Origin of the sequence: Gluconacetobacter entanii, assembly GCF_013155425.1 — a bacterium.
GTDB classification, from domain to species: domain Bacteria; phylum Pseudomonadota; class Alphaproteobacteria; order Acetobacterales; family Acetobacteraceae; genus Novacetimonas; species Novacetimonas entanii.
The window spans coordinates 1-9,553 of record NZ_JABJWD010000126.1 but is presented as its reverse complement, the minus strand read 5'-3'; the positions used below and the strand labels follow the sequence as shown (position 1 = coordinate 9,553).

The 9,553-nt window shown below is 59.3% G+C and carries 12 protein-coding genes and 1 pseudogene; 4 read left to right on the top strand and 9 right to left on the bottom strand.

What is annotated here, in order from left to right; genetic code table 11:
• A partial coding sequence (locus HNH97_RS16605; protein WP_171791627.1) for an aldehyde dehydrogenase family protein occupies positions 1–703 on the top strand: 703 nt, incomplete at its 5' end.
• 234 nt (positions 704–937) lie between these two features.
• Here HNH97_RS16605 and HNH97_RS16600 read toward each other — a convergent pair.
• The 5 genes from HNH97_RS16600 to HNH97_RS18445 all read right to left on the bottom strand — a co-directional run bounded on the left by HNH97_RS16600 (position 938) and on the right by HNH97_RS18445 (position 4,360).
• Positions 938–2,746 (bottom strand): recombinase family protein, encoded by a 1,809-nt coding sequence (locus tag HNH97_RS16600; RefSeq protein WP_171791626.1) that lies wholly within the window; start codon positions 2,744–2,746, stop codon positions 938–940.
• Between the two features lie 35 nt (positions 2,747–2,781).
• Entirely contained in the window at positions 2,782–3,126 is a 345-nt protein-coding gene (locus HNH97_RS16595) for a type II toxin-antitoxin system RelE family toxin (protein ID WP_171791625.1), read from the bottom strand.
• Positions 3,119–3,382, bottom strand: coding sequence for a type II toxin-antitoxin system RelB/DinJ family antitoxin (locus HNH97_RS16590; RefSeq protein WP_012553568.1), 264 nt, complete (start codon positions 3,380–3,382; stop codon positions 3,119–3,121). The genes HNH97_RS16595 and HNH97_RS16590 overlap by 8 nt, the downstream gene beginning before the upstream one ends.
• 107 nt (positions 3,383–3,489) lie before the next feature.
• On the bottom strand, positions 3,490–3,738 hold the full coding sequence (locus HNH97_RS16585; RefSeq protein WP_171791624.1) for a hypothetical protein: 249 nt from the start codon (positions 3,736–3,738) through the stop codon (positions 3,490–3,492).
• 520 nt (positions 3,739–4,258) lie between these two features.
• Positions 4,259–4,360 carry a YXWGXW repeat-containing protein gene (locus tag HNH97_RS18445; protein ID WP_124296136.1) on the bottom strand — a complete coding sequence of 34 codons (102 nt, stop codon included), beginning with the start codon at positions 4,358–4,360 and terminating at the stop codon, positions 4,259–4,261.
• 160 nt (positions 4,361–4,520) lie between these two features.
• Here HNH97_RS18445 and HNH97_RS16575 point away from each other — a divergent pair, with 160 nt between their 5' ends.
• Both HNH97_RS16575 and HNH97_RS16570 read left to right on the top strand, forming a co-directional pair.
• Positions 4,521–4,802 (top strand): hypothetical protein, encoded by a 282-nt coding sequence (locus tag HNH97_RS16575; protein WP_010511784.1) that lies wholly within the window; start codon positions 4,521–4,523, stop codon positions 4,800–4,802.
• Between the two features lie 35 nt (positions 4,803–4,837).
• A complete protein-coding gene (locus HNH97_RS16570; RefSeq protein ID WP_010511786.1) occupies positions 4,838–5,320 on the top strand; it encodes an Hsp20 family protein in 483 nt (160 codons plus the stop codon).
• Positions 5,321–5,785: 465 nt separating this feature from the next.
• Here HNH97_RS16570 and HNH97_RS16565 read toward each other — a convergent pair whose 3' ends face one another.
• Positions 5,786–6,343 (bottom strand): phosphate-starvation-inducible PsiE family protein, encoded by a 558-nt coding sequence (locus HNH97_RS16565; protein ID WP_029335933.1) that lies wholly within the window; start codon positions 6,341–6,343, stop codon positions 5,786–5,788.
• Positions 6,344–6,424: 81 nt separating this feature from the next.
• Here HNH97_RS16565 and HNH97_RS16560 point away from each other — a divergent pair, with 81 nt between their 5' ends.
• Positions 6,425–6,613, top strand: a complete 189-nt coding sequence (locus HNH97_RS16560; RefSeq protein ID WP_010511790.1) for a hypothetical protein — start codon at positions 6,425–6,427, stop codon at positions 6,611–6,613.
• Between the two features lie 45 nt (positions 6,614–6,658).
• Here HNH97_RS16560 and HNH97_RS16555 read toward each other — a convergent pair whose 3' ends face one another.
• The 3 genes and pseudogenes from HNH97_RS16555 to HNH97_RS16545 form a co-directional block, all read right to left on the bottom strand.
• Positions 6,659–7,003: a hypothetical protein gene (locus tag HNH97_RS16555; protein WP_239019534.1), complete on the bottom strand. Its 345-nt coding sequence runs from the start codon at positions 7,001–7,003 to the stop codon at positions 6,659–6,661.
• 29 nt (positions 7,004–7,032) lie between these two features.
• Positions 7,033–7,383, bottom strand: a complete 351-nt coding sequence (locus tag HNH97_RS18075; RefSeq protein ID WP_231290145.1) for a hypothetical protein — start codon at positions 7,381–7,383, stop codon at positions 7,033–7,035.
• Between the two features lie 1,044 nt (positions 7,384–8,427).
• Positions 8,428–9,471 (bottom strand): annotated as a pseudogene (locus tag HNH97_RS16545) (transposase); the annotation flags it as partial.
• Positions 9,472–9,553: the final 82 nt, after the last annotated feature.

Sequence of the window (9,553 nt, the reverse complement as noted above, 5' to 3'; positions counted from 1 at the left end):
GCTGAAGAAAGACACAATGGAACTCGGCGGCAGCGATGCCTTCATCGTGCTGGATGATGCGGACCTTGAACTGGCGGTCAAATGGGCGACATGGGGCCGGTTCGCCAATAACGGGCAGGTCTGCACGGCGGCCAAGCGGATGATCGTGCATGAAAAGGTCTACGACGCCTTCCTCGCGGGGCTGAAGAAAGCGATCACGCAGTTCCGCATCGGCGACCCGCTGACTGAGGGCACCACGCATGGCCCGATGAGCAGCAAGAAGGCGCTGGACACCGCACTGGCGCAGACCGACGAAGCGGTCAAGGCAGGGGCGACGCTGGTGGCCGGGGGCAAGCGGATGGAGCGCAAGGGCTTCTTCATGGAGCCGACTATCCTGACCAACGTGTCAAAGGACAATCCGGTCTTCTATCAGGAGATTTTCGGCCCTGTTGCCGTCGTGCACAAGGTAGCAAGCGAGCATGAGGCCATCGAACTGGCCAACGACTCACCCTATGGCCTTGGCGGTTCCGTGTTCTCGCGTGACCTTGGCCGGGCGGAACGGGTGGCCGAAGCGGTCGAAACCGGCATGATGTTCATCAACACGGCCACGGCCGCAGCACCTGAACTGCCCTTTGGCGGGATCAAGAATTCGGGCTTTGGCCGCGAACTGTCCTTCCTCGGTATTGAGGAGTTCATCAACCGTAAGCTGATCCGCGTTGCCTGAAGATAGGCAAACGCTGCTTTCTGTCCCGGACAAAATCCTGTCCGGGGCAGAGGTGTGCTACTCATCAAGTTAAATAGCACCAGCGGATCAAGTGATACGAAGAAATGGTATATGTCTGCTTTACGAACCGTACGATTAGTCATCGAACGCCCGAGATGAGGCGGAAGCGGACATAGCTCTGGATGCATAAGCTTTACGCTTTATGAGGGTAGGGGGCATTTATTCAGTAAGAGGTCATGCGTGTGCCGAAAAAAGTTCATTAAAACAGCCTATTAATCCCGCTTTGCTCTCAACTTGCGGTTGCCGCAAGCTGAGAAGCAATCCTGCCCCCGCAACCAATGTAGCCTGCTCATTACTGGCAGAGCGCAGTTTTCTTCGGTTGTGGGTCCCCGCAATACCCGATACCGACACTCCCGGAGCCCTGGCTCCGGGAGTGTTCGTGTTTTTGGTCCCCTGACCGCGTGAGGCGGCGAAATCCAGCAGGTTTCCGAGTTCGCCATGGAGCGTGGCGTGCATCTCGCCCCGGCCCTTGCCGGGATGGAGCACGATCTTCTCGATCAGCGCGCGGATGGCCTCGGAGGCATCCTGACGGTCCTCGGGATGGTTCAGGGTTTCCGCCAGCCGTTCGACCTTGTTTTTGAAGATCCCGGCGACGTTGGGATGGATATCGGGCACGTCCTGCGGCTGGGCGGCAAGCATAGCGACCAGTTCATCCTCACGGGCCTCCATTTCGCGCATGCGCTCGACCATGCCGCGCGTATAGCCGCCATCCTCGATCACCTGGAGCATCTGTTTCAGCCCCTTGCGCAGCCTGGTCAGTTCCGTCTGCCAGCCGGCCGTGCTGGCGCGGCGTTCGTGGTTGGCGCGATTGGTTTCTTCCACATAAGCGCGCATCGCCTCGGCGGCGGCTTCCGGCGTCATCAGCCGGTCCTTGAGACCCGACAGCACGCGGTCTTCCAGTTCCGGGCGACGGATCGTGGTCCTGTTGGTGCAGGAGCGGTTGTCCATGTGGGTGGAGCAGGCGAATCGGTCGCCGCCCCGGATCGAGCAGGGACCGCCGCATACCCCACAGAACACCAACCCCGACAGGAGCGATTTTGGACGGCGCTGGCCATTGAGCTTGTTGATCGACGCCCGGATGCCGGCACTGATGTTCACGCTCTTCTCAGCGATCAGCGCCTGCCGGGCACGGACGGCCTGCCAGAGATCATCATCCATGATCCGTAGGTCCGGCACCTCGGTGACGATCCACTCCGATTGCGGATTGAGTCGGGACACGCGCTTGCCGGTCTGCGGGTCTTTCAGGTAGCGCAACCGGTTCCACACCAGCCGGCCGATATAAAGCTCGTTGTTCAGAATGCCGGTGCCACGCAGGGCGTTGCCCCGTAGGGTGGTATTGTTCCATTTGCCGCCCGTGGGGCTGAGGATACCTTCGTCGTTCAGGCGGCCGGCGATGGCAAGCGCGCTGCGTCCGGACGCGAACTCACGGAAGATGCGGCGGACGATTTCCGCCTGTGCGTCGTCAATCTCGCGGTCGCCCCGGATCAGTTCGCCTCGCACGTCCATCTGATGCACGACGCGATAGCCGTAGCACAGGCCGCCGCCGGATTTACCCGCCTCGACCCGGCCGCGCAGGCCGCGATGGGTCTTCAGGGCCAAGTCTTTGAGGAACAGGGCGTTCATCGTGCCCTTGAGGCCGACGTGAAGCTCACTGATTTCGCCCTCCGCCAGGGTGACAATAGTGACGCCGGCGAATTGTAGGCGCTTGAACAGGGTGGCGACGTCGGCCTGGTCGCGGGACACGCGATCGAGGGCTTCAGCGAGCACGATGTCGAACTGCCCGGCCTGGGCGTCGCGGAGCAGGGTCTGGATGCCGGGACGCAGGATCATGCTGGCCCCGGAGATGGCCGCGTCGCGATAGTAATCGACCACCTGCCAGCCCTCGCGCGCGGCGCGCTCTTCACAGAGGCGGAACTGGTCCTCGATAGAAGCCGCCCGCTGGTTGTCCGAGGAATAGCGAGCATAGAGTGCGACACGGGTCATGGCGGCTTTTCCCCACAGGTGGTTTTTCGTAAGCTTTACCTTTTGCGACTTTTGCCGCTGGGCTGTTTTATCCGGTCGGCTGGCGTCTCCGGGATGCGCCCGGTTGCCGTCGTGTAGATTTCGTTGTCCTCACGGCGTCCTACCGCGATGACGAAGATGACGATCCGCTGTTCCACGACCTGATAGACGAGGCGGTAGCCGTCCTGGCGCAGTTTGATCTTGTAGAATCCCGCGAGATCGCCGTGTAGTTCGTTGCCAGGAGAATACGGATTTAGGACCAGTTTTTCGAGTTTCTTCTCGAATTTCTTGCGAACGCTCCCGTCCAACCCATCCCACTCGCGGAGAGCGCGATCGTCGAACTCGATCGCGTATTCAGTCATCCGGATGGCGGGCCTTCAAGTCCGCCAGCGTCATGCGATGACGCGGCGCGGGATCGGCGAGGCGTTCGCGGACGATCTCGATCAGCCTTGCATCCTCGTCGGTCACAAGGCGGCGCTTGACCGGCGGCTGGCCGGTCTCGGCGATATAGGCCAGGGTATCGCGCAGCACGTCGGACAGGGACATGCCTTGCGCCGATAGCTTCGCGACAGCGGCGGCCTTGAGGGTGTCATCGACACGGAACGTCACGGCGGACATGGCTTCCTCCTGATTGCAGGACAATTGTAATACATTTGTACGAATATGGGAAGCGCAAAACAGGTGATCCCGGCCTGCCTGAAGGGGTGCCCTGGATGGGACAGGCGTCACTCATCTGGTTCCTTCCGACTTGCTGCACTTCGGTCTGACGGATCGTTGTCGTTGGCTGTGTCAATCTGACCCAGCCGCCGTTGGAATTCCTCGCGGGCGATCTGGCGTCCAAGCATCCTGGCGAGGATGAACACCAGTTCGTCCATCCGCGCTTTCATCGCCGGATCGGATGCGGTTCCCGACGGGTTATTATCATTGGCCGGCGCGATCGGCCCAGTCGTCGCCGTGCGATCCTTGTCCGTCATCGTCCTGCCTTTTCCGTCTGGAGAGAACCAGATCATGGGGCATAAAAAACGAATACTTCAAGGCGAGCACATTGTACTTTTGAGGTGGGACAATAGTACTGGTGTCGGCAATTGTCGGCGTGTGCGTACTCTGGCGTATCCGGGCGTAATCCGGCGGACGACAAAAGCAGAACATTCGGTGATATGATGAATAACTATTAATTATTCTGAGGGTTTTGTGAATGAGGTGAGGCGTCAGAAGCACGGAATCGTCAGTTGAGCGCCGCGTAATTCACGGCGTTGCTACACCTGCTTTTACCATCGGGCCGGATCGTGACGGGGCAGGTAAGCCCCTTGGTTTTTCTGCCCCAAAACGCCGCCTGGAGACCAGGTGAGCCGAGCGCCGTGCTGGGCGTGGCCCAACTTGCACGCGATGTGGTCGCTCGCGTTGGTAGAGGTTCCCCTCCGTTACGCGAGGCTCTTTATCACGGAAAGCATGCAAGAGTTCAACGGGTCTTCGCGGCATCATAGACGGCAGAGTTCACCAGCGCCGCCACCAGCCTCTCCGCCAGATGTAGCCGCGCGGAGTCCAGAACCAGCGGCCCGGCTCCCAGACATAGCCTCGGCGTGGCAATGGCACCATTTCGTAGGGTGGCACCGGTGGTGGGGGGCGAATGATCGTGAGGGGAGGCGGTGCAATCACGACAGGCGGAGGTGGCGGCGCGACCACGACTGGTGGTGGAACGACAACTGGAGGTCCAGCATAAATCCACGGCCTGGCCTCCGCCGGAGCGGCACTCAGCATGGTCGCGGCGAAAGCCGCGGCCCGCAACTTCCATCTGACGCTATCAGGCATTCTCCTGGTCCACTCTGAACACGCGACGATGCTTTATAGCACGATGCTCGTGAAACGGGCATGGGTCCGTCTCACTCGCGAAGACGCGCAGGCAATGAAAACGCGAACGATAGAGGAAGCCCAAACCAGCCTTTCTGCATTTTTGATGCCTCTTGACACCATGCACGGAGTTCCCAGATTGAATTTGCCGGCCGCCGAAGGGGTCGGCAGACAGAACTATCAGTTTTGATCTTGTGTCCATGTTGCTCAAAGGAGGATATGGCTATGAGAGCCACCGTTGATTTTGCTCCCCTGTTCCGTTCGAGCGTGGGTTTTGACAGAATGCTCAATGCCCTTGATCTCGCCAGCCGGATTCCGACGGTCGATAACTGGCCGCCTTACGATATCGTCAAGACCGGTGAGGATGATTACCGGATCGACATGGCGGTTGCCGGACTTGCCGAGAATGATCTTACGATCACACAGGAGCGTAATACTCTTGTCGTGACAGGACGAAAGGCGCAAGAGCCGCAAAGCGCCGCCGAATATCTCCATCGGGGTATTGCGGGCAGAGAATTCGAACGCCGCTTCGATCTGGCCGAGCATATGAAAGTCACCGATGCGCACTTCGAGAACGGACTTCTGTCCATTACCCTGAAACGTGAGATACCCGAAGCGATGAAGCCGCGTCGTATCGCGATTACCTCCTCTACAACACGTGCGGAGGAAGCCGTGCCCCAGATCGAGGCGCGGAAAGAGGCAGCCTGATGGCGTGACGAAAACTCTTCCCCGGCCATTCATCCGACCGGGGAAGAATCTCGAAAGGTCATGAGCATGAAGAGGATGAAAATATCTCTGTCGTGCGCTGCTCTGGGCTTGTCTCTACTGAGCCAGTCGGTCGCACATGCTGGTGATATTGTCCGGACGGCTGCAACATCGTTCGATGCGAGGGCGACTGAGGGAACGTCCACAATCCCCAAAACCGGGGCTCGCACTCATTACGAAGACGGCACAGGTGATATGCTGGTCGACAGCTTAAACGCAAGCCAGTTGGATCAGAACTACAAGGGGCCGGTCTATTATCCCGGACAACCCATTCCGCCGTTCCGGCCCATCGACACAGATCATCTGGCACCGTCAGGGTCAGAGACGGCGAAGAAGACGTCCTCATCGCACGGGACGTAGTGGGGATTGAGTAAAGGCGGCGTTATAGACCGCCTTTACCTCGATTCTTCAGGATGAAGACCGTTCAGGCTCACAGCCGGCCGCAGGATTATCTTCGAGATGCGCCTGTTCCTTGGCATCGCGCGCGACACGCGCATCCTGCTCGCGGACCAGCCAATAGACGACGCCCAGCGCCAGAACAGCCGCCGAGAGAGCGAACAGTTCCATGGCAGTCACATCATGCAGATCCAGCAGGATGAATTTGCGGGCAATCGCCAGGAGGGCGATCAGGACGATGGTCCGCACCCGGATGACGTTCTCATGCTGGGCAAGAACGACCAGCAGGGAGTGTTTGAACTCAAGAGCGATGATAACAGTAAAGATCGCGCCAAAAATCGCCTGGAAGATCGTCTGGTTGATCGGATCGATTCCGACATCGACGACCAGATGCCATACCGCGCCGATCAGATGAATCGTCGCGATGGCGGTGACCAGCATGATGAGCGCAATCAGGGTCAGAATGATCGCCTGTTCAAAACGCTCGTAGAATGTCAGGCCCCTGAACAGCTTGATGAAGCGGGACCAGTCCCTGCTCTGCCAGGAACGTTTCATGGAGAGGTCTTCCATAGCCGTTTTCCCATCTATTAATTGAGTTATAGTTCCCACGTCCTGGGTCTCGTTTTTCTTTTAGCGATGGAGAATGTCCCCATGCAGGACACGTTACGGATCATGGGCGCTCACCGCCCGTTCGAACCGCCTCCGCTTCCTTCTCGGGAGAAGGAACAGCGCCCGCGTCCGGCGCCGGACGAAGAGGAGCCACCAATTGATCCGGACAAGGAAGGACTGGTCGAACCGCTTGATCCCTCGGATGTGGATGCGAACCCCCATGCGGATTGAATCAGTCTCCGGAAGGGCTCGTGGCCCTTCCGGCGCACATCCGGGTCAGAGCCGGTGCCAGCGTGGCAGACGACAGGACAATGTTCTGGCATGGTCTCGCACGGCCTTTGGCAAGGCCGATGTCAGCTGGTTTTCGAGGTCTCCCAACGACCAGCCCAAGGCCTTGGCCATGTGCGTGCGGTCGGCGACAGGCAGGAGTTTTCGGACCACGGCGACGGTCGTCGCTTCCGGGTCTGACGCGGTTCTCCAGCGAGAAACCCGATCGTAAATCCGGTGGTCGGCCGCCCGACGCATGAGGCCGTCATATCCCTGGTTTTTTTCCTGGTCGCCGAGATAGTCGGCCAGCAGGACCGCCAGCTCTGTACCGATCCGAACGGTCGGAAGCGACATAATTCTGTTCGGCCTGTCCGTGTGAAGAGTCATGATGCAGTCCTCAGGCTGGCGCGCGTGTCGCCCGATGTCAGAGCCGTCGCATCCAGAGGGCTGACGCTCAAGCCCGAAACAGTGGCGGTGACGTCGACATGCACGGACCCGAACAGATGCAGGAGAGCGGCCTGAGGCGTATAGGCGCCCTTGACGGCTGCGGAGGTCCGACCGTCTATAAGGATCGGGTCGACAAGGATCGGGCACCCTGACTGGCGGCCTAATATCTCAATGGCGCGGGCCAGTGGCATGGATGGAATGTTCACCGGCTGCTTTTCTGTCTCGCACGACAGCACATCATGCGGCGCATGAGCCGATGCCGGCGAGGCCATTCCGACCAGCAGCATGAGGACGAGACCGACAGCGACGTGTGGTCTCTCCCTCTGCCGAAGGCGCCGAGGTTGCTTGGCCGTCCGTTCCGCTCGCTCCGTCTCTCCCGCGGAATGCGACCAAACTGGCCGCATTGTCCCGAGTGAACGGGGCACGGGGGGATGGTTATTCCAATAGTGCTGAAGCGCCTTCAGGTTGAGAAAATGGATAAAACTCGACATCTCCCTGTTCTCGCTGCTTTTGACGTCATCTTCAGAAACGCGGGACCTCCGCTGGAAGGCCCCGCTCCACCCTCTCATTCCTGCGGTCGTTCCAGGGAAGATGGCATTTCCGCTCGGAGAAGGCGTTCTGATCTACCCGGCGCGGTCGGTGCCTTACGCGGCGATCGAAACTGGCGGTGCGGCTCTTGCCCGTAGGGGGAGACGGAACGCGAGATCAGACGCCAGGGGATCACACCCGGCAGGGGCGACCGCGCCCGCCTGGACCAGGCGTTCCAGCGTGGAGCGAAGTCTGATCCCCGGTATACCGGTATGGGCCACCAGAGACGTTAGCGTCACGCCACGTCCGTCATGACCGAGGCGGCAGAGCACGGAGAAGACACGCGGAGCGAGCGGATCGTCTCCAAAAAGGGGGCGCGTTACCATGATACGCCTCCCTCCAGTCGGTTGCGCCATCTCCGGGCGGCTGTGCGCAGGGAGCGGCGATAGCGGGAATAAAGTCCTTTCAGTGTCGACATCCACATCCTCCGATTAAAGCAACATGGACTCCAGTTGTCTGGCTCACAGAGCCTATGCCGGACCCGATGGCGTCCGGCGAAAGCAAGATTGGAAGAGATGCTTGCCTCGTCAAGGGGGCACGAAATGCAGATTCTTTTTCATGAATAATTTTATTATTTATATTTGTATTTATTTTTTGTGGCGGTGTTGCGGACGGAAATTACAGGGGTTTTGTTGATATTCGTTAACCATCATGGCGATGATCGCGGAAAATCAATATATTTTCCTTCTAGCAGCCTGTCGGGTTGGGCATTTTGCGGCTGATAACGCCAAGGCTGACCTGGCTTATGCTGCCTGAAGCCGCGCCATTCTTTTACAGTTGTATGCGAGAGCAACGAGTGTCCATTCGGTCGTGACTTTTGCAAGGCCACGCAGGCTGAATTTTCTGAAGCCCATGATGCTTTTGATAATTCCAAAGACCGGCTCCACGGTCTGTTTTCGTCGTCTGTAAAGATCTCCGGCTTCTGTAGTTTCCAGCCTGTCCTTCATGGCAAGCCGCCAGGGTTCGGTTATCCGGCGTGGCTCCCTTTCTGCGGGCCGGGGTCGGAAGTCGTAAGGTCTGCGGGCACAGGGCCGTCCAATGGCGACCAGCGGATCAATGCCCTTTTCCCGCAGTTTCCGGACCGCCTGCCCGCTGGCGTAACCGGTATCGGCGAGCACTGTCTTTGGGAGACCGATTGTGTCTTCCATCGACAGCACCGTGTCGGCAAAGGACGGCGCATCCGCTGATGTGGCGACAACGTCGGTTGTCACGATCAACTGGCTGCCTTCGGCGCACACCACGGCCTGGGCATTGTAAGCCTGCCGGAACTCGTGGGCGTCCGAACGCCGCATGAGGCGGCTGTCGGGATCGGTCAGACTGATCTGTCGGTCGGGTGGTGGTTCATCATCGGGCGGTTTGGGCGCCCGGCCGCGACGCCCTGTTTTCGCATCATAAGCGGCTTTCTTCTTCTCGTAGGCCGGTCGCGCCGTTTCAGCCTGCGCCTTCGCATCAGCTTCCAGCCGGGCGCAGGCTTCGTCCAGCTTCGCTTTCAGCGTTTCCCGCCGGGCAAGCTCTTCCGGCAATGCCTGCGGATCTCTGTCTGTGACGTCCGCATGCTCCGCCTGGTCCATCAGTTTCGCGATATCCACAGCCAGCTGTTCGCGCAGCGCCCTGATCCGGTCGTAGCGCACCGAACGGTATTTCGATGCGTCAGCATCGATTTTCGTGCCGTCGATCGACACCACGCCCAGACGCAGCAGACCCGTCTCGCGCGCCAGAAGCAGGACCTGCGCAAATGCAGCTTCAATGGCTGTCCGGTTCGTCCGGCGGAAGGTCGCAATTGAATTGCCCCGGGTTTTGTGGAGACGTTTTTTATCTGATTTAAGCGGCTAATGCATGTGATTTCTGTTGTGCATAAAAGCGTGCCTC

Excerpts from the sequence above, each read along its gene's own strand:
- HNH97_RS16600 (WP_171791626.1), bottom strand. The coding sequence starts at position 2,746 with ATGACCCGTGTCGCACTCTATGCTCGCTATTCCTCGGACAACCAGCGG.
- HNH97_RS16595 (WP_171791625.1), bottom strand. The coding sequence starts at position 3,126 with ATGACTGAATACGCGATCGAGTTCGACGATCGCGCTCTCCGCGAGTGG.
- HNH97_RS16590 (WP_012553568.1), bottom strand. The coding sequence starts at position 3,382 with ATGTCCGCCGTGACGTTCCGTGTCGATGACACCCTCAAGGCCGCCGCT.
- HNH97_RS16585 (WP_171791624.1), bottom strand. The coding sequence starts at position 3,738 with ATGACGGACAAGGATCGCACGGCGACGACTGGGCCGATCGCGCCGGCC.
- HNH97_RS18445 (WP_124296136.1), bottom strand. The coding sequence starts at position 4,360 with ATGGTGCCATTGCCACGCCGAGGCTATGTCTGGGAGCCGGGCCGCTGG.
- HNH97_RS16575 (WP_010511784.1), top strand. The coding sequence starts at position 4,521 with ATGGTCGCGGCGAAAGCCGCGGCCCGCAACTTCCATCTGACGCTATCA.
- HNH97_RS16570 (WP_010511786.1), top strand. The coding sequence starts at position 4,838 with ATGAGAGCCACCGTTGATTTTGCTCCCCTGTTCCGTTCGAGCGTGGGT.
- HNH97_RS16565 (WP_029335933.1), bottom strand. The coding sequence starts at position 6,343 with ATGGAAGACCTCTCCATGAAACGTTCCTGGCAGAGCAGGGACTGGTCC.
- HNH97_RS16560 (WP_010511790.1), top strand. The coding sequence starts at position 6,425 with ATGCAGGACACGTTACGGATCATGGGCGCTCACCGCCCGTTCGAACCG.
- HNH97_RS16555 (WP_239019534.1), bottom strand. The coding sequence starts at position 7,003 with ATGTCGCTTCCGACCGTTCGGATCGGTACAGAGCTGGCGGTCCTGCTG.
- HNH97_RS18075 (WP_231290145.1), bottom strand. The coding sequence starts at position 7,383 with ATGCTGCTGGTCGGAATGGCCTCGCCGGCATCGGCTCATGCGCCGCAT.